Source organism: Flammeovirga kamogawensis (assembly GCF_018736065.1).
GTDB lineage: Bacteria > Bacteroidota > Bacteroidia > Cytophagales > Flammeovirgaceae > Flammeovirga > Flammeovirga kamogawensis.
Genome location: NZ_CP076129.1, coordinates 1,303,573 through 1,329,630 on the forward strand (window position 1 = coordinate 1,303,573; position 26,058 = coordinate 1,329,630).

Genomic DNA, 26,058 nt, shown 5'->3' on the forward strand with positions numbered 1-26,058 from the left:
ATGAAGAAGATATTACAAAAGATAGTATTCTTAGCGGTATTAATTACTCCGTGTTTTGTTTTCGGACAAGAAGAAACAATTGATCAAACCATGTACATTGATTTTGGTCCAAATGATGAGACGAATGGAGATGAAACCTCAGGTGAAGATACAAATGGTAATTATTGGACCAATGTAACGAACGCACTTTCTAGTGGAGATCCAATTACTATTCTAAATGCATTAAATGAAGATACGGGAATTAGTTTACAACTTGAGACTACATTTGGGAAAAATGGTAAAAACCATGGTGGATTAAAAACGCCAGAAGAAGCTAAACTAGCAGAATTAGCAATTGCTACTGCTACTCAAGATTATTTCTTTACAAGTGGTACTTGTGGTATTAGATTATCTGGGTTTGATAAAGATAAGCAATACAGATTTACAGCATTTGGTAGCCGTGGAGATGGAGTTCCAGATCGTTTTACGGAGTATAAATTTGCTGGTTTAAATACAGAAAAAGGAGAGTTACAAACATCATTTTCTTTTAAAGGAAACACAGAAAATGTTTACACTACGGGATATATTTTTCCGGATGCAGAAGGTGAAATATATTTTACAGTTACTAAGGTGAGTGGGTTGGCCTACTTGAATGCATTAAAAGTTGAAGAGATTACTTCGGATGCAGAGTTTAATGCTGTTACAGCAATGATAATTAATCCGGTAGATCTAACTTCTCCATTGATATCAAGACAAATACCGTATACTATTGAGCCTGCAAACGCAACTGTTAATACTATTGAGTGGGTTGTAGACGATGAAACAATTGCAACAATTGATGCTGACGGAGTTGTTCATCCTAGAACAAATGGAACAATTACTGTAACAGCAACAAGTAATGACATTGGAGCAGGTTTATCAGAAGAGTTTGAAATTATTATTGCTAATCAACCAGAAAATTTATATCTGGCAGGTAGCGCTTTAGACGATGATGAAGATAGATTATTTAACTATAGTCCAGATGTAGATAACTTCTTTAGTAATATCTTTTATGCTTATGTTCCTTTAAAAGCAGGTGAGTCTTTCATGCTTTATAATATCAACGAAAACCAAGAGCAAGTAGCTTATGGAGTTGATGAAGAAGGTACATTAGTACAAGATGGTAACCCAATTTCAATTTCAGAAACAGCACCTTACAGAGTGAAAGTTGACTTCAATAATCAGAAAATTGAAGTAGAAAAAATTACAAACTGGAAACTAGTTGGTACACAAACACCAGGTTCTTGGGCTAGTAACGATGGCCCTGAAATTGAGTACAAAGGAGGAAGTATTTGGCAATCTACAGTAACATTAAAACGTGATGAAAACGAGACGTACGATGCAATGTTATTAAGAATGAATGACAATTATTTAATGGGTTCTTTATGGAGTGATTTTTCTGAATTAAGCTATAAAGCCGATGAAGATATATTTGGTGGAATTCGTAATTTTCCACTGCCTGACGGTGAGTATATTTTTACACTAGATTTAGAAAACTATACTTACTTAGTAGAAGCTCCTTCAGTAGATGATATGGGTATTGTTTTTTGTGGTTCTTCTGTATGTGGAGGCTTTGGTGCATTAGAAGCTGCAGATGGTTCGTACACTGGATATGCTTATAATTATACAGCTTTGTTAGAAGATAGAGCTACCAATGGAATTGGCAAAAATTGGAATGTGAAAAATGTTTCGATTGGCGGTGATAATACAATTAAAGTAAATAACCGATGGGATTTAGATGTTGCTTCTGCAGGATCAAAATATTTAGTTATTGGTTTATCAATGGGTAATGAAGGCATAATGAGTGGTGGTCAAGTAGTTTTTGATCAATTTAAAGATAATCTTATTGGTTTAATTCAAAAAGCTAGAGACGAAGGAATGATCCCTGTAATTATGAGTAATTACGCCAATGGACGTTACGATGAAACGGATTATGCTTTTGTAAAAGAGATGAACTTATTGATTCATCAGTGGGATGTTCCTTCTATGAACTTATTGGGAGCGTTAGATAACGGAATGGGTCAATTTATCAATAATGACGAAGATGAAGAAAAGGATTACGAAAGAGATCCTGCACATCCAAATCAAAAAGGACACGATGAATTTTTGTATGCAATGGTACCATCTTTATTTGATGCCTTATACAACGAGAAACCGTTACCAACTAGAATGATGAATACATCATTAGCAATGCATGATTTATCACAATTAAATAACTTGAATTTTACACCTGACGGTACTGTTCATTCTTTTACAAATAGTGTATATTTTAAAACAGATAGTGAAGGAAGTTTGGTGACATTTACTCAAGGTGAATTAACAGGTACTTTGGCTGTAAATGCAGACGGTTATATTGTTTATACATCACCTACAGGAGATCAATTAGTAGGGCCAACAGTTGTAAAAGATGATGCATGGCACCTTCTAACACTAACACATTATTATGCTACAGAAGCAACTTATTTATATGTTGATAAAGAGATTCAAGGTGCAGTTTCTGAGCAATTAATACCAGAAATGTTCCAGTTGAATAATAATTCTGCAGCAACTAGCCTTAGTTTTAAAGAATGGTTCTTCTATCGTGCAGGTATGAACAAAGACGAAATTGATGCAATTGCTGATGGTATGATGTTAAAATCTTCTTTAGAACTATATGCTCCTTTAAATAGCGATGTAACATCTGAGGAACATGTCATGAACTATGCTCAAAGTACAGTAGAAATTGATATTGATGCAGAAAAAGCAGCACAAACAATTGATTTTGGTACGATAAATAATATGACTTATGGAGATGCAGTGTATACATTATCTGCTACAAGTTCTCAGGGTTTACCAATAACTTATGCCACTTCAAATGAAAACGTAGCAACTATTGACGGGCAAACTCTTACAATTGTAGGTGCAGGTGATGTAACGATCACTGCAATGCAAGAGGGAGCTAATTATGTTGCTGAAGCAATAAATGTAAATCAAGTACTTACAATTGATAAGGCAGTACTTAATGTAAGTACAGTTAGTCTAACTAGTACTTACGGAGAGGCAATTCCAACTTTTTCAATTACCTATACAGGGTTTGTAAATAATGAATCAGCCGCTGATTTAACTGCAATGGCAACAGCATCAACGGTGGCTACTAGTAGTGCAGATGCTGGGGAATATGAAGTTACATTATCTGGAGCAACTGCAGATAATTATACTTTTAATTATACTCCAAGTACGCTTACAATTAATAAAGCGGCTCAAGAAATCACATTATTTGAATTACCTGAAAGCATTGCACTTTCAACTGAATCATTTATTTTAATTTCAATATCTTCTTCTTCATTAGATGTGACGTATTCATCATCAGACGAATCTATCGTGTCAATTGATGGTGCAACAGCTACTTTATTAAAAGCAGGTAAGGTTGAAATTACAGCTAAGCAAGTAGGAAATAAAAATTACGAAGCAGCATCAGAAGTAACGCAATCTATTACAGTTACTTCATCATCAGATGAAGAACCTATCGATGAAGAACCAACAGCCTTAGAAGATGATTTATTAAAAGTGAATATTTATCCTAATCCAACGGCTAACTTTTTTACTTTAGATAAAGATGTAGTTTCAATTCAGGTATATAATTTAAATGGGGTACTAGTAAAATCTTTTGATGGGGTAAAAGAACAACAATATGATATATCTTCTTTACCAAGAAGTACTTATGCTTTATTAATTCAGACGCTAGAAGGTGTGCAAACACAAAAGTTACTGATTAAATAAGTAAAAGTTTATTACTAAAACTGTGGACTAGACAAACACATAATAATAGTGTAAATCATAGGTGTTAATTATTTATACACTTGTGGTTTACCACTTAAAATGAAATAGGATTAACCGACAAGAATAAAGGCAATAACCGTAAAAGTTATTGCCTTTATTTTTTATATGTAAATACACTCCTAAAAGTGCTGAGATTCATTTTTGTGTTTGATAGACATAAATGGGATACATAGTAAAATAAGCATTGATAAGATACCTAAATAACTACCGTAATTACTTGTTAAATAAAGGTTTGAGTAATCAATAATACTCATTTGACCAATAATAATAATGGATGCGGCAATTAGTAATCCGTATTTAAATTTTTGCATGATTCAGGGTTGTTATTGATTTATGTAAAATTACTTTTTTAAGCATCTATAATCAATTTAAATTACCCACTTTTAGTGCGTTACCCTAACCATTCTTTAAACGTTTTTACTTTTTCTCTTCCAACAACAATGTCTTTATTTATATCAATTGGTAATTCTACAATTAATCGGCTATTGGTATATTTATTAATCTTCACAATTGATGTTCTATGAACAATAAAACTTCTTCCAGTTCTAAAAAACTCATTTGGGTCAAGAATATCTGTAAGTTCTTCCATTTTAAAATCTACAATATATCTTCGGCCCTCATTTGTATATACAAAAGTATGTCGTCCCTCTGCGCCAAAAAGAGTAATATTTTCTGTTTCGATACTCTTGATTACTTCACCAACTCTAATCATAAATCTTTTTTTATATTTTTGATTGTAAGTAGCTAATAGAGCATCAATTTGTCCACTTTTTGTGTCATTTGATCCGTTTCTTATAGTTTGTAATTTCTGGATTGCTTTAGTAAGTGCATCGGCATCAACAGGTTTTAAGAGATAATCAATACTATTAGCTTTGAAAGCATCGAGAGCATATTCATCATATGCAGTTGTGAAGATAATTGGTTTTGAAACCTCAATACCTTCTAAAATATCAAAAGCAATTCCATCTGTAAGATGAATATCCATAAAGATTAAATCAATGGTCTCTTGATTTTCTTTTAACCATACTATTGCCTTATCAACACTATCAATAATCTTAACAATTTCTATATCAAAAGGCGTTTTATTGATCTGCCTTTGTAATTTTGCCTGTGCAGGTTTTTCATCTTCAATAATAATTACTTTCATGGTTTCTAAGAGGTTGTTCGTTTAAAAATGGATTGGTCTTGAGTGGTAATTTCTGCTTTTTTATCACTTTTCCAAGCTTTGTTTTCTACTTGAAAAGCAGGTAATTTGATAATGTATTCTTTCCCTTTTTTGATAGATAAAACAGGGATTTTAGTATATAATCTAAAGGTTTCTTCTAAAGAATCCATCACCTCTGGCAGTGCCTTTGGGCGATCCAGTTTAGGGTTAAAACTATGTGCAACAACTAAAAGTGCATCTTCTTCAATTGTTATAGAAATGTCTAAAGGTTGTAAATTAGAAGCAATATTATCATTGGCAATTGCAACTATTAAACGTGTGAGTAAAACAGGTGGTAATACCAATGAACTGGATAAATCAGAAGGTAATTTATATGAAGCAGATATTCCACCTGAACGTGCATCAGATAACAATTCTACTACAGATTTTACATTTTTAATAGCATCTTCTACAGATACAAATTCTTCTTTTCTATTATTAATTGTATTGCGATATACTTTGGCTAATTTTTCAGCATACTCTTCCGCCTTGTCAGCATCTTTATATGCTAAACCAATTAGGGTTTCTAAAGTTTCATATAGGAGAGGTAAATTAGCATCTTCAGCAAATAAACGCATTTCTTTACTTATATAAGCAGTACGCTTTTTCTCCTCTTCTCTAATGGATTTGTTTTTTAACTCTATGAGCCTGTTTCCCCACCAAGCACATTCAAATAAGAGGGTCTGAAAGATGAATAAGCCTTGAAATACATACATTTCTGTGGTGAAATTTTCAAAACGAGTATACCCAATTAAGTAATAAAAATAAACACTAAGTACAGTACCAATACTTAAAATACTACTTAATAATACACCTAGACTATGGTAGGCAATTTGTTCATAAATATTAGAAAGTATTGCTATTTTTTTTCCTATAAAAGAAGCACTCCAAAGTACAGAGAAGTTCCAGAAATATGAGATAATGATACAAACAACCCATTCTGTTCTAAAATAAGATTCTTCTAATTCTCCTATTCTATTAAATGCCATAAGTAATAGAAAATAGGTAATACTACCAGACAGAATAGGGTAGAATATTTTATAATAGACCGAAGACTTTTTACCAAAATGCTGTAACATAATGTTCTTTGTTAGGAGAGTAAAGGTAATTGTACACTGTAAGATAAATCATTCTGATTAATCTGAATATTTTTTTGGCCCATTAAGAAGTACCTGTCCTTGATATTCTCTAACCCTACTTTTGTGGATGCCCGTTTTCTCGGGGTTTGTGTCTTATTGTTTTTAACATCGATAGAATGTTGTTCTTCATTATAAAACACTTTAATTTCTACAGGTTTTTCATCTGATAAAACATTATGTTTTACTGCATTTTCTACTAACATTTGTATAGACAATGGAGGTAAACTACCCATTACATTTTTTAAGTTAGCAGCAAAGCTAATTTGTACACTTTCACCATGTCTTGTATGCAACTGAAAGGCAAAAGCACGGACTAATTCAATTTCGTTTGCCAGCGTTATAAGTGGCTTATTGGCATACTTCATTACATACTGATAAGTTTGAGCTATACTTCTAATGTACTTTTCTGCTTGGCTAGCATCGCTAACAACTAAGTATGCAACAGTATTTAAACTATTAAATAGATAATGAGGACTTAACTGATCTTTCAATGCTTCTAGGCGTAATTCTGATGCCTTTCTTCTTGTTTTTACATAATGCATTTGCTGTAAAGAAAATGCTTGAAACGCAAAGCTTAAATATTCTATTACTAACAGAGCAAACAGAAATACGGAAAACAGTATTATAACTTTGGCTGTGAGATCAAAAACATAAACAGGAGCAATGTAAAAGCTTAATTCATAACGCATTGCTAAAATAAGTGGAATACTTATAATCACACTTCCTAACCCTCTGTAAACTATTTGTTTAACAATTCCATTTGGAGCAAAAATAGTAGCAAATAAACCACCACCAATAATGACAATAGAACTTGCTAAAAAGTAAATTAAGAAAGTGATATAATTAGTAATAAGAGGAGCTACTTCAGCAACTGGAGCATACCAAAAATAACAATATAAACTCCCTCCGAGTAAGCAATAAATAGCGTTTTTAATTAGTCCCATTTTGATAATGCTTTAAGTGCTTTTTCTCTTTCAAAGTCTGAAGAAATCGATTCGGATACTTCTTTATAAAGTGAAATTAAAGATTGATCTTTTGATCTAGCAACATCTTTAGCTACAGCAGTTAAAGCGTTGGCTGTATCAAAACTTGAACTTATTTTTTTACTAGCATTTAAATAAGGAACTAAATAATCAGAAGTAAAAAATGAAGATTCTCTAGAACCTTTTAAGAAGCTACTTAAATCATAACTACTACTTATTGTTGACGCAGCATGATAAAATGTATTGATAACATCTTCATTTTGCATACTTTTTAATGCGATTTCTTTTAAGGCAGCAGATTTTTCAAAACTTGAAGAAATGGATATACAAATCTGTAAATAAAGAATCTGAGAACTACTTTCCCAATTATTCCAGTAGTTAGCACTTTTACTCAATGCACTTCTTTTTTCGAAAGCAGAAGAAATTGATTTAATAGACATTAAGAGAGCATTTGTTTGTGCTGTGCTCCAATTATTTCCATTTGGACTAGAAAATGCAGCACTTAAAGAACCCCTTTTTTCAAAATCTGATGATATAGAAGCTAAGCAACTCTCTAGTGCAATAGCAGGCATTTTTGTTACATTCTGATCAAAAGCAATTTGTAATGTAGTAGATTTATCATATGCAGAACTGATAGATTCAGTAGCACTTAACCATTGTTCCCATTGCTGCTCTGTCATTTTTTTACTAAAATCTGTAGACTTTACAATGTCCCTTAAGCAGCCTGCTTTTTCATAAGAGGAATTTATTTCAGATACACCCAGGAAGTAGGCTTTTAATCCTTTTTTGTTATTGTAAATGGCAAATGTAGAACTAAAATAATTCCCTAGTTCGTAACTCGATGAAGTGTTTCTTGTTACATCTCTAGTAATTTTATCTAAATCATGTTCTTTAATATCTTTTCTACTAATAAGGTTCTTGTAGAATGTTAAGCGATTGTTGTCACCATTTAAATCTTCAATATAATCAAGTGTATTGGCCAACCCTTCTTTCATGGCATTAGCAATTCTACTATTAACCGCAATTGGATTAGATTGAATTACTTCTGGTAAAATATCTTCAAACCAGCTTTTACCGTCAGGGTTATATGGAATTTCTTTATTTCCTTCGTAATACTTATAAGTTAATCCACCTTCACCATTTGGGGTAATCACTAACTTTCTTTTATTACCAAAAGTACTTTTTTCTATTTTGAAACGAGCATCTTTAGACATTCCAATTATTTGATCTTCATCTTCAGAGATCTGGATATCACCCTTATAATCTAAACTAAAGCTAGAAAGTAAATTGTATTGATTGATAGATCTTTCTGCTTCTCTTTGTGCTCTCTCAATTTCATCTTGATGAATTCGGATTTGCTCTTCGGCTATTCTGATATTTTCTTCAATAGTTTCTTGATCAATGTGAACTTCAATATTATTACACACTTCTTCTTGTGCATCCATAATAATTTTGATGTAACCCTCCATCTCTTCTACTTGAACTTCAGCAGCAACTTTACGAGCCTCTTCTGCTACTCGCATAGCATTTTCTCGTATTTCAGTTATGTTGATGACAATTGTAGAATCTGATCCAGGTACTTTAAATACTTTCACTTGGCCAATTGCTTGATTAAAACAGGCAAGTATTAGTAATATTGAGGAGTAAGTAATGATGTTTTTCATAAAAATTTGACACTAGTAGTTCGTTGATGTTACAAGTGTACCTGTTTTTATTTTTGTAGAAAAATGAAATGTATTGAACTGTAGAATTGATGTAATCAAATGTAGTTTTAGGCATAAAAAATAAAAACCTCCTAGTTAGCTTAGTTACTAATTAGGAGGTTTTGAAAACTACTTTTCAACTTACCTTTTGATAGGATTAGGGTTAAATTGTGGTTTTGGAGATGGAGCAAACAAGCCTATTGATGGACACTCTGCAGTAAATTTAGTAGTATTGGGCACATTAGATTTGTCTACAGTAAAGACTTTAATCGAATGGTGTTTTCCTCTAAACTTGTGCGTTCCCATATCTTTCATAGATAAATCAAGTTTAGCTGCAAGTGCATCAGAAACAAGCATTGAAACGCCTAACTCCTTACATTTTTCTTGTAAACGAGATGTCGCATTTACCGTATCTCCGTGGTAAGCGACTTCTCTTTTTATTACTCCAATTTGTGAGGTTGCAACAACTCCTGAGTGTATACCTGCTTTAAATTCGGGTACAACTCCAAATTCTTTCATAAAATATTCAGATCTACTTTTTAAAGTAGCTTCAATATCAAAGAATAGGCGAATACATCTATTATTTTTTATCCCCTTTTCAGTTAACCATGTCAATACAATTTCATCACCTACATATTGATAAACCGATGCTTTATTGTGGCTTATAGCATCAGTCATTGTACGGTAGCATTCTTGAATTAACATGCTGTATTTCATATGTCCTAAAGATTCTGCAATCGTTGTAGAATTATATAGGTCCATAAACATAAAAATTCTGTTCTCTTCTTTAGGTGTATAGTAGTTACCTCTTAAAACAGATTTAAACAATTCTGGTCCTAAAATATCTTTAAGCTGAAAAACGGAGTTTAATAATGCAGTGGCCGTTAAAACATAAATGGCGTAAATAATAAAACTCTGTTGTGTTAATTCATTAAAGTAGGGAAAACCATCTGGATACATGTTTTCACCAATATAATCTCCTAAGAAGAAGAGAATACAAGTAACAACTATAGCCGTAAATAACCCTAATGATAACCTCTTAACTACTTTTGTTTTGGCCCTTCTTTCTAAAAAGAAATAAAAATTCCACGAAAACCAACTAAGAATAAAAGCAAGTATTCCATTTGCTATAAATGCAAAACGTAGTTGTTCATGAATAATAAAATAGTCATTCTCACCCATGTAGTTTGCGTAGAAATTTAATGCATCATAGCGTATAATTAAGTACAATGCATTAAAGAAATACCACCCTACATATGAAAGGAGAAGTCCTTTTACATATTTTTCAAGTATATATTTATTCTTTAAACGCTCCATTAGATAGTTGCAAAAGTGACAATAAAGGATAATACAGATATTGTGATACCAATCATAAAGAAATTAAATGCAGCTCTTACTTTTCTATATTTTATATCAAGTACTTTACCCAAAAAGTAAGAATCTTTTGCTAGCTGATCATAAATCTGTTGAGGTGTTTTTGTCTTATCTCTAAATAATGACTGATACTCCTCTAAAGAGAGATCAACAAAGTCTCCAAAAAACAATAAATTAACTTCTTCTTTTTTCTTCTTTGGATTTTTATTGACGTTAGGTCGCGTAGCTAAAACAGCTAGTATGACTGAAACCAAACCTGTAATTGCTAAAATTACGGAAGGCATCATAAGTTCAGGAACTTGTTCAATCTTTCTAAATAAATAACCAATGGCAAAAGATGTAATAATAGAGTTGATAGAAAGTAAGATACTTGCTTTTCTATCGGCAATAGAACTTAACCCTAATTGGTTTCGGGCAAGAACACCATGCATTTCCTCAATATCTCTTCTTGGCTTTTCTTTAAGCAAAGGGGTTTCTACATTCTTTTCTTTTAGCTCTTTCTTCTGCTTTTTTTTCTTTTCCTTTTGCTCTTTTTTCTCTTCCATAACTGCCGATAAATCGGATTTTATAGTAGCGATATTTTCAGCTTTTTTTGGTTGGAAGTGTTGTCTGGCGTAATTCGTAAAATATCTATGTTCGGCCAAGAAATGCAAGTTCATAACTAACCATTGCGATTTAGAAATACCTCCTTCTTTAGCAACAACAGATTTTTCTTTTCTAAGTGCTTCAGAATACGCATTAAAATTAGATGTTCCTAAGTGTGAAAGATCGGAATCACACATAACTTGTTCTAATAAGTTTCTTGGCGTTTGGGGAATTCTAGTAGCCATTATACAACCCTTGATTATCTCTAGGTCAGGCTCTTCTAATTTGTTATTCAGAAAATCAAAAGAAAGGGAAGCACTGCAACTTTCATGGTTACTACAGTCTTCAGATGTATATCCAGTATCATGAAACCATGCAGAAATTTCTAATAATTGAATTTCCTTCTCACTTAAATTTTCTGCCTCACCAATTTCACGAACAGCACGCACAACATTTTCTGTATGCGTCATATTATGAAACGGTAAATCTGTTATATGTTTACTTGCATATTCTTTTGTAAGAAGTACAAGTTCGTTGTAGTTATCCATAATAATTAAAAGCTAAATCCAATATTCAAGTAGACATCAACCTCTTCATCAGAAGCTCCTAGTATAGCTGAAAATGCGATCTTATCAATCGGAGCAACATATAATCCTCCTCCGTAACCTTCGTGCCAAGAAGTAGAGGTTTCGTTATCAATCCAAACACGACCAATATCATAAAACCCTAGAACACCGAAAGTCATCGGCAAAATACTATTTTTAAATTTAAATATATCTAATCTTGCATCGAAACTATTTACTACAAAAGACCTTCCATAATAACGGTCTCTTCTAAATCCTCTTAAACTCTTATTACCACCAATTTTACTTGACATCAAGTAGTGATAATCACCAAAGTTGGAAGCTGCATCTAGTTTATACGCAAAAGTAAGGTCTGTGGGTAATTTTATCGTATAATAATATTCAAAAGTGCCGCCAATATTTAAATAATTAAGCGAATCGTTATTTATGTTTTTTGATGCGTTACCTGTCAAATTAAAATACCCACCATTTTTAGGTAATGCAGTGTTGTTTCTTTTATCAATCTTAAAACTAAATTGAGCACCTAGGTAATTAAATGCACTGTAAGGATCATCTATAAAAGCGGCATCACCAGATTCATCAAAATACCTGTCATCAAAATATCTTCCATCAACAATATCTGTGTATATATAAGATGCTCCTACACTAAGGTTTACAGTTTTAGTGAAATCAAATAGGAGACTTGGTTGAATAATATGTTTTGTAAATAAGAAACGGTAATAATCATGACCTTTTGATTTATCATAAGAAGATTCATTTCCTAAACCAAAATAATTGGAGTTAGTAGGCGATCTTAATACTGCATTTATGATAAAATCTGTATTTCCTAATACGTCTGTAAATTGACCTTTATATTTTAATTTAAAAGCAGCTACATTTGTAGATAACGCTCCATATAACTGATGTTTAGATGCAAAAGGTGTTTTTCTAAAACGATGTGATGTAAAAATAAAACCACCCCCAATTAATAACCCATCATCTGGAAGATAACCGCCATAAAGAATTGGTAATAAAGAGTTGAATTTAAAATCTGCTCGATCATAATCATTTACGCTAGGTTTATTGGATAACCTTTTTGTGATAGAACCACCTTTATGTGTAATTATTGTCGAGTCTTTTGTGTCGTAAAGGAGAATATTTTTAGAGGCTTTTCTATTGGTTTCATCATCTATTGTATCAACACCATTACCACCAATTACACGTACTTTAATTTTACTTTTTGCAGTTCCTTCAAATAGGAATTGATCTGTTCCTTTAAACCCGTAAATACGAATCTCTTTAGTTACTTTAGGATCAAATGTTCTTTTATAAATTTTATGTTTGATATTCCCCTTTTTACTTATTTTTCTAACCGTTACTTTGGTGTGTCCGTTATCTAATCTTTCAATTTTAAATTGCTCATTTTTATCGCTTCCTAACACAGAAACACGTTTTGCTAAATGTAAGTAATACTCATTAGCAATTTGAGGTAACTGTGCTCTTCTTGCTTTTAAAATTTCAAGAATTTCTTTGTTACTATATGCACTTACCTCTTTAGGTATATGTGTTAATGCTTCTTCAAAAACACTATCAGTAAGGTGTTCTTGAATATAAGCAACAGCTTCATCCCAATCTTCTTTATCAGCTTGAGCTAAGAAATAACGGTCAAAATACCTAGCATTAAAGTTAAAGCCAGGAGCCCAATTCATCTCATCATCAAAACCTTCAAATTTTGGCATTATCCATCTATGCGAAGCTATATTTGGTATTCTACCTTCATTTACAAAAAATACTTGATCTCTGTCTCTTGGTATTGGTCTAAAAATTCTACCGTTTTTACCTTCAAAAGCAGCCCATCTCCATTGGTCATCGTGCCTATCCCAATCACCAATCAGCATGTCAAACAATCTTGAACGAAGTGTAAATTTATAATCAATACTATCGTCATTATCGTCTTTTAATTTTTTTACAGTCTTTATTGTAGAATAGATTTTCTTCGCATTACCAAAGCTTTCAACTTTTCCTGTATTTTTAGACGGACGTTCTTCAAACATAAAGACTTTATTAGCCGCTAATTCTTGGTATATCCCAAACTGAGGGTCATTTTCTACATATACTACTTTAGGGTTTGCATGGTAGATATGAATAGCATCTGCCATTGTAGGAACAGATAGTGGAGAATAAGGATGTGCCGCAGAAATCTGATCTTGTACAACAGCTTTTGCAACAGTTTCTTTTAATTCATCTGGAATTGCTTTTACTGGGTTTTTATCAATAGATCTTAGCGTATATTGGTTGCCCTCTTTATCTTCTAACCGAAAAGATAATGTAGCCATTCCGCCACCTTTCTGAACAATTTTTAATCCTCCTTTTACCTTAGATAAATTAAAAACAGGCATTTTGACAGGTGTTTCCCATTCTTTTCTATAATTAGCACCCATCCATTTTTCGTGCTTTATTGTAGAGCTGTATTGTAAACTTGCAGGAACCGTAACACTATCAGGAAAATCAATTAGAACAATAGGTGCCGATTTATCTACTATTGTATTCTGAAATGATGTAGAGTAAATTTCTTTTTCTGCGTTGAAAAATGTAATTGTTGTTTCTCCACTTTCTTTTATTTCGATTTTTGAAAACCCTTTTGTATTTCCAACAAATTCAGCATATTTTCCTTTTTTAACGGGGGTTGATTTTGATCCTGCTCCAGAAACAACATAATGTACGTTGTCTTTTTTGATATATTCTAAAGCATGTTCATGACCACTTGCATAAATAAGGTTTTTATGCTTTTGGAAGATGTTTTCAAATGCACTACTTATTTTCTGGTAGTGTTGATTACCAATATCTTGCCTATTGACACCTGCTTTTCTTGCTAATGGATAAATTGAACCTACTACAGGAAGAGGAACATAGGCCCAAGAACTAAATGATGTTAATGGAAATAGATGGTCTTTAGCCGAAAAATGCCCACCGTGTTCACCATAAGAATATACTGGATGATGCCCAGCTATTATTAATTTTTTATCTTTATTTCTAGCAATAATATCTTGTAAACCAACAAGAAGCTCATCTGTTGAATGATAATTACAACCATTATATTCGGCCGTTTCTTGATAGTCAAAAAGTAACCATTGTGTATCAAGAATTAAAAGTGTGACTTCTTCAGAAAGTGCTACTTCAACAGGGTCGGGGCATCCATTTGCAGGAGCAAAGGTAGAATCTCCTAAAATAGAATTAACGTAGGTTTCTTCATTTCTTAAACGTTCTAAACCATTCTTTTTCCCTCTATTGTAATCATGATTACCAGGAATCATGAATGTTTTTCCTTTAAAGTTCTGTAATGGTAGTAGTTGAGCTTTAAGAATTTCTTCTCCTTCACTTCTTCCTTTCTCAGCAGTGTTCATTAATCCATGAGGATAAATGTTATCCCCTAAAAATACAACTGTACTTTGGTTGTCATTTAGATCAATTTGTTTAAAAAAATGTAAAAGTGTAGGGTCTTCTAAAGTGGCCAAGCCAGCATCACCAATTAAATAAATTGTTTGATCCTGTGCATTACTTATTGTTGTTGTAAGTACAGAAATCAAAAATAGGAATATATATTTCATGTTTGCTTAGAATTCTAGGATACGAGCAGAAAATTGATCACCTTTTTCTGTAGATATAAATAATCTACCATTTGGAGAAATACAGATGCCTTCTGGTTGAGGGAAATTTTTTCTTGGTAAATTATGCGTATTTATAATTTCTTTTGATGTAGCATTAATTATAAATAGTTCTCCAGAACGATGAGACAATACGTATACAAGTTGTTTTGATTGATCGAAATAAACTGCAGAAGGACTAAGTTTATTCCCTTTAGGAAGGGTAAATGCTAATGATACATCATTATAATCTTCCATATTGACTTTGTAAATTGCCTTATAGTCAGCTTTTTCTCCATTAATACCACCTTTTCCTTTTAAAGCAACTAATAGGTGTGATTGATCATAGAAGCAAAGTCCTTCAATATCATTATCTATTGTAAAAGGTAATTGTATTTTTGTGACTTCTTGGGTCTTTTCGTTTACAATATGTAACTTCCCTTTGCTGCTGATTACATAAAAGTAGGGTGCTCTGTAAGTAATCCCTTCGTAATCTGCATCTTTACCAAATTTGATTTTTTTAGTGACTTCTTTCTTAACAAGGTCATATAAATAGATATTCCCTTTCTCATCGTTTACACAAGCTAATGTATTTTCTGAATGCCAAGCTAATCCAGAAATTTCTTCTAATTTAGTAGGCATTACCCACTTTTCTTTTGGGGTTGAAAAAGGGCTATGATTATCTGAACTTTGTGCACAAGAAATAAGTACGTTACTAAAGAACAAAATTAAAATTATAAGGTGTTTTTTTGAAGTCATTGACGATGAAGTTAATTGAACTTTCAAAATAACTAAAAATACTTCTAAACAGTGTAAAGTTTCATTAAAGATTTTCGTCCTCTTAATTTAATTTCTGCTAATGGAGGTAGTTTCAAACCTATTTTCTTAGATAAGCTGTTTGAAATAAGAATAGGTACTCCTAAGTTTTTACACTCAGATTGTATTCTTGCTGTAGCATTGAGAACGTCTCCATGATAGGCAATCTCTTTTTTAATTATACCAATTTGGATAGACGAAACGATACCAGTATGAATACCAGCTTTAAATGTTGGAAGATTACCAAAATTATTCATGAAATAATCACGTCTTTTTTCAATTGCTTTTTTTATATCGTAAAACACTTGAACACATTTATTATCTTGAATCCCGTGTTCTGTGTTCCAGGTAAGTACTACTTCATCACCAACATATTGATAAATAGAAGCATCATTATTTGCAATAGAATCTGTAATGGTTTTAAACGTTTGTTGTATAAACTTACTGTATTGTGTATGTCCAATTTCTTCTGCAATACTTGTAGAATTATTAAGATCTAAGAACATGAAAATTCTATCTTCTTCTTTTGGGTGGTGATAATTTCCTTTAAGAATAGAAGAGAAGAGTTCCGGCCCAAGAATATCTTTTAACTGAAAAATACTATTAATAAACGTGCCTATAACAATACAATAACATAGAAATATGAAAATGGAACGGAAAGAAATTTCTTTTTGAAAGATAAGCCCTTTATCATACATTATACTTGTAAATAACTCACCAAAAAGTAGTAAAAAAGAGAATGTAAAAACAAGTAATAACAGGTTAATCAAAGATTTTTTATAAATACAAAACTTGGATTTTAATTCTAGAAAAAAGTAGGAGTTCCAGCTTATTGAACAAAAAATAAATGAAAAAATTCCTGTAACTAAAAACATTGGGAAAACGGATAAAACATTAATTGAATCCCTTGGTATAATATTATGTTCAATAAAAGATTGAATAGTATCAACCTTAATTGAAAAAAATAGGAATATGCATATATACCATGCAACAAAGGAAAGTCTCCATCCCTTAAAGTATTTCTTTCGTCTATAGTTACTCTTAAACTTTAAGAACATAGTATTTATGTGTTGGGTTATGTATTTAATTTACAACAATTTCATTGAGCTTCTAGTTCTTTGAATAATTTTTTGATAATTTAGATACCAACATTCTCTTTTTATATAAAATTCACTATGGTTAGAATACTCTTCATTCTTTTTATTTTTTCAAGTACAGTTTCTTATTCACAGGATTCGTTAAAGTGGTACAAATCGAAATCAAAAGTTTATTATGCACCACCTGTGACAACCGCAAGTATTGCAGCAGCAGGACTTTTAGCGAATTACCTTGGTATTAAAATGCTAAATAATAGACCTTCTATTAGTCAGGAAGAGGTATTAAAATTAGATATAAACAACGTTAATTCTTTTGATAGAAACGTCTTTAATTATTCTGTAGATCATAGAGAAGATTCTCATAATTTTACAGATTGGGGGCTTTATGTTTCTGTAGCTTTACCATTTGCATTATTTATAGATCCTGCAATTAGAAAAGATTGGTTAGAGGTTTCTTTAATGTATTTAGAAACTCAAATGATAGCCGTAAATATTTACAACTATCTAGGACCTGGTATCTTTAGACGATATAGACCGATAACATATATGCATGGAGAAGGAAATCCTCCTGTAGAAATGGATGAACTGACAGATAATAATAATGAAAGATCATTCTTTAGTGGACATACTTCTAATACTGCTTGTGGAACTTTCTTTGCAGCAAAAGTATTAACAGATTATCATCCGGAGTGGTCTACAGGTGCAAAAATTGGGGTTTATGTTGCTGCTTTTATTCCACCAGCAGTTGTTGGATATTATAGAACAAGAGCATACAAGCATTTTTATACAGATGTAATGACGGGTTGTGCAGTTGGAGCCTTAACAGGTGTATTAGTACCTCAATTACATAAGCATTTGCGTTCAAAGAAAAATAAATATGGTGGAGCTACATCGTTTATGCCAATTATGCAGCCTACTATGATGGGTTTGTATGTAAAGAAGACATTATAAATAGATTAGAATGAATAAAGAGGTAGAAATATTAAAAGAGTGGCATAGTCTTTTAAAAGGAGACCTAAAAGATAATACCTTAACTTTTGATAATGCGATTGGTGTTGGTTCGATTGAAGGATTTTGCCATGATGAAAGAGTTGAAATACTAAGGTTTAATTTAGAAATGCATAAAGAGTTTCCTATTAAAGGGGATCTTTTTAAGAAAACAGATACTCATATTCCTATCTTTTTTAGAGAACCTGATTTTAATGTACAAATTGATTTAGCACATAGAGTAGAGGATTCTGAGGAAGTAAAACAACTGATTGAGAATGGTGCTTTTTCAACAAATTCAAAAGACAGTTTAAATTTTGATTTTTATATAGATAAACCCGTAAAATTTATTTCTGTAAGGCTAAGACAAGATTATTATCAAGAATTAGTGAACGAGTCAGAAACATTAAAAAAAATGTTTAATCTGAATGAACCTTTTTATGTTTTTGAAGAATTTAATGCTTTAATAGGTAGTGTTTTTTTGAGAGCGTTTAGTATAAAAAAATCGTCCTATAATGTGGTTTTAATGCATTCTGTAGGAATACATTTAGCAGCTGAGTTTTTTAATAAATTATCGGAAAGAGAGTTTTTAGCAGAAGAAAATAAATACCCTTTAAGTACTAAAGCAGTTTTTCAAGCAAGAGCAATCCTTACTACTCGTTGGGATAAAGATTTAACTATTGATGTACTTGCAAGAGAGTGTGGATTAAGTGCGAGTAGATTAAGAGCTTTATATAAGCAGGTTTTTGGCATTACAATACATCAGTTTCATAATGAAGTGAAATTAGAAGTAGGTAGAACAATGTTATTAGAAGGGAGTAAAACAATTTCTATGATAGGAGTTGAATTAGGATTTTCTAGTGCAAGCCATTTTACAACTGCCTTTAAAAAGAAATTTGATAGTACCCCAAAAGAGTATCAAAAGAAATATCAGAAGATATAAGGTATTACTATTAAGTTTGTACCTGACTTGCCCTTGGAATTATCTTTATATATAATTTCAAGGGTATTTTTTTCTAAAATTAAAAATTGAAAGTCTGTAATAAAATTCTATTCGTTGCCTCTAAACGGATATAAATTAAAGATTTTAAAGAAAAGGAATTATTACAGTTTTATCGTTTGTATCAAAATTATTTTTATTGTCACCTTTTGGAAATGGCAACGATATATCAAATCAAATTTTTGATTATGATACAGTTGTTGGTGATTTAACATTGAAATAGCTTTCGAATTGTACTAATAAACTTTGTTGTTCTTAAAAGGGAAGATTTCACTTCATAAATCTTCCTTTTTTTTACCTATGTATAAAAATTAAATTTTGAAGATACGTAGTTATTTTTTGAAAGATTAAAGCATATACCTCCCGTTTCTAAGTATATAATCAAACAAAATAATATGAAAAAGATAATTACTTCAATCATTTTAAGTCTATTAAGTGTTGTGTCATTTGCACAAAATTCAAACAACGATAGACCAAATATTTTACTTATTGTTGGTGATGATATGGGCTTTGCAGATATTGGTCCATATGGTAGTGAAATAGATACACCAGTTTTAGATAGTTTAGCAGGGCAAGGTGTTGCTTTTACAAATTTTCATGCAACACCTGTATGTTCAGTAACTCGGTCAGAAGTTCTCACAGGAAATAATAATATAGAAGTAGGTTTAGGAGCATTTGATTATGCCGTTTACCCAGGTTCAAAAGGTAAACCAGGCTACGAAGGATATCTTACTAGAAATACAGTTACAATTGCTCAGCTTTTATCAGACGCAGGATACAATACCTATACTGCGGGGAAATGGCATTTAGGAGGCGTACACGGAAGAGGACAAGGTCCTTCTGAATGGGGTTTTCAAAAATCGTATGGTATATATGTTGGAGGCTCAAATCATTGGAATCAAGATGTAATGCTTCCGGATGTTAAAGATCCTGCAGTAGCTAAAGTTTTAAAAGAGGGTAAGATTCCTGATGTTCAAAAAGAAAAATTCTATGAAAATGGTCAATTAGTCGACAGACCAATTGGTGTGTATTCTAATGATTTGTACACCAATAAAATGTTAGAGTATATGAATGATGACAAAGATAATGGTAAACCATTTTTTGCATACATGGCGTTCACAACTGCTCATTTTCCTATCCAAGCACCTAAAGAATATATTGATAAATATTACGAATATTATTTAACTCATGGCTATGAAGATGTAAAGAAAAAAAGATTTGAGATGCTTAAAAAATATGGTATTATAGATCAATCTACTCCTTTTCCAGATACGTCTAAAAATCCATTGGTTAAACCATGGGAGTCATTAACACAGAAGGAAAAAGAACAACAAGCTAGAGTTTTTGCTACTTATGCAGGTATGATTGATTCACAAGATCATAGTATTGGTAGAATAATGGATTATTTAAGAGAGAACAATAAATTAGACAATACTCTTATTATATATTTAACAGATAACGGTCCTGAAGGAACAGATCTTAGAGGTAAATTAAGTAATCCACTATTAAATAAATGGGTAAATCAGAACTTTGACGGCACAACAGAACATGTTGGAGAAGGTAATACAGATTGGCAAATAGGTACATCATGGGCAAATGCAGCAACGGGTACATTGCAATGGTGGAAAGGTTTTGTAAGTGAAGGAGGAATTAGAGTACCATTAATTGTTGTTCCTCCTAAAAATGATAAAGTAAGGGGAAAAGGGGTGAAAGTACATAATTTTACAAGTGTAAAAGATATTCCTATGACAATCTTAGCGTATGCAAATGTTGAGCATCCAAAAGATAATTACAAAGGACAAAAGATTGTTGCTCCATCTGGGATAAGTATTAAAAGTTTCTTAGAAGGAAAGACAGATACTGTTAGAACAGATGATCAATATGTTGCTTTCGAACTTTTTGGGAATAAGTATATTGTTGAAGGAAATTATAAGGCTGCATATGTTCGTAAAGGTATGTGGGGTGATGGTGAATGGCATCTATTTGATATCAATTTAGATCCAGGAGAAACAAGACCTCTAGAAGTACAACAACCTGAATTAATGAAAAAGTTGATAAAACAATATGACGAGTATGCAACATCTCATCACATAATTCCTGTAAAAGAGGATTGGAATCCTTGGACTGCGATATCACATTAGATTTTAAGAGTTATCAAAAACTGCTGAATAATGAAATTTATTTGGCAGTTTTATTTTTTTATGAAACCTTATTGTATATTACACGTTATAATTTTCTTTACTTTATCGGAATCATTGTTAGTACTAACTAAAAAAACCAGTTTATTAAAAGTGTGTATTAAGAGGATAAGAGTTGGTCGATAAAGTATAAAATGAAAATATTTACTTATTACATTTCTAATTTGATCTATACTTTGTTTAGATGAAATAGGATTATTTAACTTCGACAATTATGAAAAATTCAGGAAGAAATGCTTCAAGATTTGATGCTAGATTAACTAAGAATAAAGATGCCAATAATTTGGTGAATTTAATGAACAACTTTTATGTACCAGCAACTACCACTGAAAAAGAGTTTGTACATTATAAATACTTATTAGATCAAGTAGCAAATAAAGCGGAGGACCGCTAAAAATATACAATTAACCTCTCTTTTCGAGAGGTTTTTTTTGTGGTATATATTAATATAATTTGTATTTCTTTAATTATTTTCTCCTTTTTTAAGTTTAAAAACGCTAATTATTACTCATTTTAAGTACTTTACATTTGTAAATTTTTGTCATTTTTATCAAACATTAAGATAATGTTTACTAATCAAACAATATTAGTTGAAACAAATGTTTTTACGCTCAATTAAATGAAGCATCTTGCTGTATTATTTAATTAGACCTAAAGTATTTTTGAGATTAACAATGACGAACACTATTAAATTATTATTATTAACTCTACTCATAACCTCTTGTAACAATAACCTTAAGAAAGTTAAAGAAAAACCTTTACAGTCTTATAAAGTAGTTGCCTCAGAAATTAGAGATATAGATTATGTAAAATCTTACCCTGTAAGTATTAGAGGGGAAGTAAGTAGTGAGGTACGTGCGAAAATTAGTGGCTATATTGATGCCGTTTACGTTGATGAAGGTCAGCGTGTAAAAAAAGGACAACGTTTATTTCATATAGAAACCGCTTCTTTATCTGAACAAGCACAAACAGCTAAAGCTCAGGTAGAAGTTGCAGAAGTGGAGGTAGACCGTTTACGTCCGTTAGTAGAGAAGCAAGTAATTAGTGAAATTCAACTTAAAACAGCAGAAGCAAGACTTGCAGAAAAAAGAAGTAATCTAAATACTATTTACGCTAACATTAGTTACGCAACTATTTCAAGTCCTGTAAATGGCGTTGTTGGTTCTATTAATTTTAGGCAAGGTACTTTGGTAGGTCCAAATACTGAATCGTTAACAGAAGTATCAGATATTAGAAATGTATTTGCGTTTTTCTCAATGAACGAAAAAGATTTTTTGGCTTTCACTAAAGATGTAGAAGGAAAGACAATGAAACAAAAAATAGCCAACCTTCCTCCTGTAGAATTACGATTAGCTGACGGATCTGTTTATAAACATAAAGGACATATTGTAACAATCTCTGGTAGTATTGATCAAGAAACAGGAGCGGTCTCTTTCAGAGCAAAATTCCCAAATCCAGAAGAAACACTAAGAGATGGTAGTAGTGGTAGAATTTTAGTGAGAAACCAGGTGAAAAATGCTCTTGTTATTCCATACCAAAGTACATTTGAACAGCAAGGTGATTTTATTGTATATAGAGTATCAGCATCAGATTCTTTATACACAAAAAAAATAAAGAGCAGTATTAAAACAAAGCAATTACTTGTTATTGAAGAAGGTTTGGAAGAGGGAGATATTATCCTTGCAGAAGGTGTAAATGTTGTTCGCTCTGGAAACAAAATTATTCCAAAAAAGACAACTATGGATGCCATTCTTAATTCTTATCAAGTTCAATTTAAATAAAACACCCCTTCAATATGTTACAGAAATTTATTGATAGACCTATTCTATCGACGGTTATCTCTGTGGTAATCACTTTGTTGGGTATTTTAGGGTATATAGAATTACCTGTTTCTCAATATCCAAATATTGCCCCACCAACTGTATCAGTAGATGCTAGTTACCCTGGTGCAAGTGCAGAAACAATTCTTGAAAGTGTAATTGTGCCTATAGAAGACCAAATTAATGGTGTAGAAGGAATGACATATATGACTTCTAGTGCTAGTAATGATGGTGGAGCAAGTATAACAGTGTTCTTTGAACAAGGAGTAAACCCCGATGTTGCTGCTGTAAACGTTCAAAACCGTGTTGCAAGAGCAAATTCTAAATTACCAGCAGAGGTAATTAGAAATGGTGTAATTACAGAGAAAAAAGAAAACTCGGCTTTAATGTATGCCGCTGTTTATTCAGAAAATAAAGATTACGACGAAACGTTTGTATTTAACTATTTTAATATTCATGTAAAACCAGAACTACAACGTATTAAAGGTGTAGCATCGGTAAGTGCTTTTGGAGCGAAAGATTATGCCATGAGAGTTTGGTTAGATCCTGCGAAAATGGCGAGTTATTCTTTAACTACAACGGATATTAGAAACGCAATTAATGAGCAAAGTTTAGAAGCTGCAGCTGGTGCATTAGGTCAGAACTCTGGTTCACCGTTTGAGTTTGTGATTAAGTACAAAGGTCGTTTCAAAAATAAAAATGAATACGAAGATATCATTATCCGATCAATGGGTAATGGTCGTTATTTACGTTTAAAAGATGTAGCTACGGTAGAACTAGATGCTTTTTCTTATAACTCAAAGAGTATCACTCTTGGTCATCCAAGTATTAGTTTTGGTATATATCAAACACCGGGTTCTAATGCACAAAAAGTAATCGAAAATATTCATGAAGAATTAAAAAGGTTAGAGAAAACTTTTCCTGATGATGTAAAATATGTGATTAATTTTGATACTAATCGTTTTTTATCAGCATCAATGGAAAAAGTAAAACACACTTTATTAGAAGCATTTATTTTAGTGTTTTTAGTTGTTTTACTTTTCTTACAAGATTTTAAATCTACTTTAATTCCAGCTATTGCTGTTCCAGTAGCAATTATAGGTACATTCTTTTTCCTTAATCTATTTGGGTACTCCTTAAACTTACTAACATTATTTGCTTTAGTTCTAGCAATTGGTATTGTAGTAGATGATGCTATCGTTGTAGTAGAGGCAGTGCATGCTAAGCTAGATATGGGAGAAACTGATGTACATAAAGCTACATCAACAGCTATGGATGAAATTGGAGGAGCTATTATTTCAATTACATTGGTAATGGCAGCCGTATTTATTCCTATTACTTTTATTAAAGGGCCGTCAGGAGTTTTTTATGAGCAATTTGGTGTCACACTAATTATTGCTATTCTTATTTCTGCAGTGAATGCATTAACATTGAGTCCTGCCCTTTGCGTAATGTTCTTGAAAGGGCATCACCCAGATAAGAAAAAGAAGTTAATAGATAAATTTTATGATGCTTTTAACCTAGCTTTTGATATTGCTGTAAGAAAATACGGTAGAGCATTGCAAGTAATGTTAAAGCATAAATGGATTACTGTTTTAGCACTTGCTGGTTCTATTGCGGGTATTGTTTATTTTGATGCGAATACACCATCTGGCTTTGTTCCTTCTGAAGATAGAGGGGTAATTTTTGTGAATATGGAATTACCAATTGGTTCTTCTTTAGACCGTACATATGCGATGACCGAAGAGATGTTAGATTCTATGAAGAATATTAAAGGTATTCATAGTGCATCTATGCGTTCTGGTTCTAACTTTTTCTCAGGTGCCGGTAGTTCTTATGCTCTTGGTTTTGTTTTATTAAAGGGATATGAAGAAAGAACAACTCCAGAAACAAGCTTAGAGGGGATAATGGCTCAATTAAAAGCAAAAACAGCTAATATTAAAACAGCTCGTTCTATTTTCTTTGTACCTCCAAGTATACCAGGTTTTGGTAGTTCAGATGGTTTTGAATTCCAGATTCTTGATAAATCATCAGGTACTTTAAAAGGGTTAGATGAGGTATCTAAAGAATTTACAAATCAGGTTAGTAATAGCCCTGTAATAGGTTTTGCATCGAACTCATTTAATGTCAATTTCCCACAATTAGAAATGGAAATTGATGTGGCAAAAGCAAAAGAGTCAAAAGTAGTGATTAAAGATATTTTTAGTACACTTCAAGGCTTTATTGGTGGTTATTATGTAGCAGATTTTACTCGTTTTGGTAAACAATTAAGAGTAAATATGCAGGTAAAACCAGAAGATAGAAAAGATGCTTCGAGTTTAGACAAAATGTTTGTGAAAAATAGTGAAGGTAATATGGTGCAAATTTCAGAATTTGTTCACCTAAAACGTACTTATGGACCACAATCAATAAAGCGTTTTAACTTGTACAATTCAGTTTCTGTAACTGGTGGAGTAATGCCAGGACATTCATCTGGTGAGGCGATTGCTGAAATCAACCGTTTAGCAGAGGAAACATTACCACAAAACTATCAGATTGCCTATTCTGGTTTAACTAGAGAGGAAATTAATTCTTCAGGTCAATCAGTGTATATTTTTATGTTGAGTATTCTATTTACTTACTTGTTTTTAGCAGCTCAATATGAAAGTTATATCGTTCCTTTTACTGTTTTATTATCTATTCCTTTTGGTATTTTTGGAGCATATGCTTTTACCAACTGGGCTGGCTTAGAGAATAATATTTACTTCCAAGTTGCCATGATTATGCTTGTGGGATTACTTGCTAAAAATGCTATTTTAATAGTAGAATTTGCATTACAAAGAAGGCAAGAAGGACTTTCATTAGTTAATGCAGCTTTAGAAGGAGCAAAAGAACGTATTCGTCCTATTTTAATGACCTCTTTTGCATTTATACTTGGTTTAATGCCACTGGTATTAGCAACAGGAGTTGGAGCAGCAGGTAATAGATCTATCGGTACAGGTGCAGTGGCAGGGCTATTTGTAGGTACAATGTTAGGCTTATTGTTTATACCTGTATTGTTTGTTTTCTTCCAAGGGATTCAAGAAAAAATTACTCCTTTAAAAAAGATTGAAGATCAAAAGAATTAGA

The 26,058-nt window shown here is 32.0% G+C and carries 17 protein-coding genes; 7 read left to right on the forward strand and 10 right to left on the reverse strand.

Going from position 1 to position 26,058, the window contains the following annotated elements:
* Positions 1-3,777: an MBG domain-containing protein gene (locus tag KM029_RS23425; protein ID WP_144076233.1), complete on the forward strand. Its 3,777-nt coding sequence runs from the start codon at positions 1-3 to the stop codon at positions 3,775-3,777.
* A 179-nt stretch (positions 3,778-3,956) separates the two neighbouring features.
* On the opposite strand, the gene KM029_RS23430 is transcribed toward KM029_RS23425, so the two are convergent.
* The 10 genes from KM029_RS23430 to KM029_RS23475 form a co-directional block, all read right to left on the reverse strand.
* On the reverse strand, positions 3,957-4,148 hold the full coding sequence (locus KM029_RS23430) for a hypothetical protein (protein WP_144076234.1): 192 nt from the start codon (positions 4,146-4,148) through the stop codon (positions 3,957-3,959).
* An 80-nt stretch (positions 4,149-4,228) separates the two neighbouring features.
* The gene (locus KM029_RS23435) at positions 4,229-4,984 is read right to left on the reverse strand and encodes a LytR/AlgR family response regulator transcription factor (RefSeq protein ID WP_144076235.1); all 756 of its coding nucleotides are present in this window, start codon (positions 4,982-4,984) and stop codon (positions 4,229-4,231) included.
* A gap of 5 nt (positions 4,985-4,989) precedes the next feature.
* A complete protein-coding gene (locus KM029_RS23440) occupies positions 4,990-6,120 on the reverse strand; it encodes a histidine kinase (protein ID WP_144076236.1) in 1,131 nt (376 codons plus the stop codon).
* Positions 6,121-6,131: 11 nt separating this feature from the next.
* Positions 6,132-7,124 (reverse strand): sensor histidine kinase, encoded by a 993-nt coding sequence (locus KM029_RS23445; protein ID WP_144076237.1) that lies wholly within the window; start codon positions 7,122-7,124, stop codon positions 6,132-6,134.
* Complete coding sequence (locus tag KM029_RS23450) at positions 7,115-8,827, reverse strand: hypothetical protein (protein ID WP_144076238.1); 1,713 nt, start codon at positions 8,825-8,827, stop codon at positions 7,115-7,117. The genes KM029_RS23445 and KM029_RS23450 overlap by 10 nt, the downstream gene beginning before the upstream one ends.
* A gap of 180 nt (positions 8,828-9,007) precedes the next feature.
* Positions 9,008-10,183 carry an adenylate/guanylate cyclase domain-containing protein gene (locus tag KM029_RS23455; RefSeq protein ID WP_144076239.1) on the reverse strand — a complete coding sequence of 392 codons (1,176 nt, stop codon included), beginning with the start codon at positions 10,181-10,183 and terminating at the stop codon, positions 9,008-9,010.
* Positions 10,183-11,373, reverse strand: coding sequence for a Pycsar system effector family protein (locus KM029_RS23460; RefSeq protein WP_144076240.1), 1,191 nt, complete (start codon positions 11,371-11,373; stop codon positions 10,183-10,185). Before KM029_RS23460 ends, KM029_RS23455 begins: the two co-directional genes overlap by 1 nt.
* 5 nt (positions 11,374-11,378) lie before the next feature.
* The gene (locus KM029_RS23465; protein ID WP_144076241.1) at positions 11,379-14,996 is read right to left on the reverse strand and encodes a BamA/TamA family outer membrane protein; all 3,618 of its coding nucleotides are present in this window, start codon (positions 14,994-14,996) and stop codon (positions 11,379-11,381) included.
* 6 nt (positions 14,997-15,002) lie between these two features.
* Positions 15,003-15,791 (reverse strand): SdiA-regulated domain-containing protein, encoded by a 789-nt coding sequence (locus tag KM029_RS23470; protein WP_144076242.1) that lies wholly within the window; start codon positions 15,789-15,791, stop codon positions 15,003-15,005.
* Positions 15,792-15,835: 44 nt separating this feature from the next.
* Positions 15,836-16,618, reverse strand: coding sequence for an adenylate/guanylate cyclase domain-containing protein (locus KM029_RS23475; RefSeq protein ID WP_158631196.1), 783 nt, complete (start codon positions 16,616-16,618; stop codon positions 15,836-15,838).
* Positions 16,619-17,023: 405 nt separating this feature from the next.
* Here KM029_RS23475 and KM029_RS23480 point away from each other — a divergent pair, with 405 nt between their 5' ends.
* The 6 genes from KM029_RS23480 to KM029_RS23505 all read left to right on the forward strand — a co-directional run bounded on the left by KM029_RS23480 (position 17,024) and on the right by KM029_RS23505 (position 26,057).
* Positions 17,024-17,896: a phosphatase PAP2 family protein gene (locus KM029_RS23480; RefSeq protein ID WP_144076244.1), complete on the forward strand. Its 873-nt coding sequence runs from the start codon at positions 17,024-17,026 to the stop codon at positions 17,894-17,896.
* A 10-nt stretch (positions 17,897-17,906) separates the two neighbouring features.
* Positions 17,907-18,875 (forward strand): helix-turn-helix domain-containing protein, encoded by a 969-nt coding sequence (locus KM029_RS23485; protein WP_144076245.1) that lies wholly within the window; start codon positions 17,907-17,909, stop codon positions 18,873-18,875.
* A gap of 452 nt (positions 18,876-19,327) precedes the next feature.
* Positions 19,328-21,073 carry a sulfatase-like hydrolase/transferase gene (locus tag KM029_RS23490; RefSeq protein ID WP_144076246.1) on the forward strand — a complete coding sequence of 582 codons (1,746 nt, stop codon included), beginning with the start codon at positions 19,328-19,330 and terminating at the stop codon, positions 21,071-21,073.
* Positions 21,074-21,344: 271 nt separating this feature from the next.
* Positions 21,345-21,524 (forward strand): hypothetical protein, encoded by a 180-nt coding sequence (locus KM029_RS23495; RefSeq protein ID WP_144076247.1) that lies wholly within the window; start codon positions 21,345-21,347, stop codon positions 21,522-21,524.
* 280 nt (positions 21,525-21,804) lie between these two features.
* A complete protein-coding gene (locus KM029_RS23500; protein WP_144076248.1) occupies positions 21,805-22,911 on the forward strand; it encodes an efflux RND transporter periplasmic adaptor subunit in 1,107 nt (368 codons plus the stop codon).
* A 14-nt stretch (positions 22,912-22,925) separates the two neighbouring features.
* Entirely contained in the window at positions 22,926-26,057 is a 3,132-nt protein-coding gene (locus KM029_RS23505) for an efflux RND transporter permease subunit (RefSeq protein ID WP_144076249.1), read from the forward strand.
* The last annotated feature ends 1 nt before the right edge of the window (position 26,058 follow it).

What these genes read in the sequence shown, in the direction of transcription:
- KM029_RS23460 (WP_144076240.1), bottom strand. Translation starts at nt 11,373, where the DNA reads ATGGATAACTACAACGAACTTGTACTTCTTACAAAAGAATATGCAAGT.
- KM029_RS23485 (WP_144076245.1), top strand. Translation starts at nt 17,907, where the DNA reads ATGAATAAAGAGGTAGAAATATTAAAAGAGTGGCATAGTCTTTTAAAA.
- KM029_RS23470 (WP_144076242.1), bottom strand. Translation starts at nt 15,791, where the DNA reads ATGACTTCAAAAAAACACCTTATAATTTTAATTTTGTTCTTTAGTAAC.
- KM029_RS23495 (WP_144076247.1), top strand. Translation starts at nt 21,345, where the DNA reads ATGAAAAATTCAGGAAGAAATGCTTCAAGATTTGATGCTAGATTAACT.
- KM029_RS23490 (WP_144076246.1), top strand. Translation starts at nt 19,328, where the DNA reads ATGAAAAAGATAATTACTTCAATCATTTTAAGTCTATTAAGTGTTGTG.
- KM029_RS23505 (WP_144076249.1), top strand. Translation starts at nt 22,926, where the DNA reads ATGTTACAGAAATTTATTGATAGACCTATTCTATCGACGGTTATCTCT.
- KM029_RS23425 (WP_144076233.1), top strand. Translation starts at nt 1, where the DNA reads ATGAAGAAGATATTACAAAAGATAGTATTCTTAGCGGTATTAATTACT.
- KM029_RS23455 (WP_144076239.1), bottom strand. Translation starts at nt 10,183, where the DNA reads ATGGAGCGTTTAAAGAATAAATATATACTTGAAAAATATGTAAAAGGA.
- KM029_RS23440 (WP_144076236.1), bottom strand. Translation starts at nt 6,120, where the DNA reads ATGTTACAGCATTTTGGTAAAAAGTCTTCGGTCTATTATAAAATATTC.
- KM029_RS23465 (WP_144076241.1), bottom strand. Translation starts at nt 14,996, where the DNA reads ATGAAATATATATTCCTATTTTTGATTTCTGTACTTACAACAACAATA.
- KM029_RS23500 (WP_144076248.1), top strand. Translation starts at nt 21,805, where the DNA reads ATGACGAACACTATTAAATTATTATTATTAACTCTACTCATAACCTCT.
- KM029_RS23450 (WP_144076238.1), bottom strand. Translation starts at nt 8,827, where the DNA reads ATGAAAAACATCATTACTTACTCCTCAATATTACTAATACTTGCCTGT.
- KM029_RS23480 (WP_144076244.1), top strand. Translation starts at nt 17,024, where the DNA reads ATGGTTAGAATACTCTTCATTCTTTTTATTTTTTCAAGTACAGTTTCT.
- KM029_RS23430 (WP_144076234.1), bottom strand. Translation starts at nt 4,148, where the DNA reads ATGCAAAAATTTAAATACGGATTACTAATTGCCGCATCCATTATTATT.
- KM029_RS23445 (WP_144076237.1), bottom strand. Translation starts at nt 7,124, where the DNA reads ATGGGACTAATTAAAAACGCTATTTATTGCTTACTCGGAGGGAGTTTA.
- KM029_RS23435 (WP_144076235.1), bottom strand. Translation starts at nt 4,984, where the DNA reads ATGAAAGTAATTATTATTGAAGATGAAAAACCTGCACAGGCAAAATTA.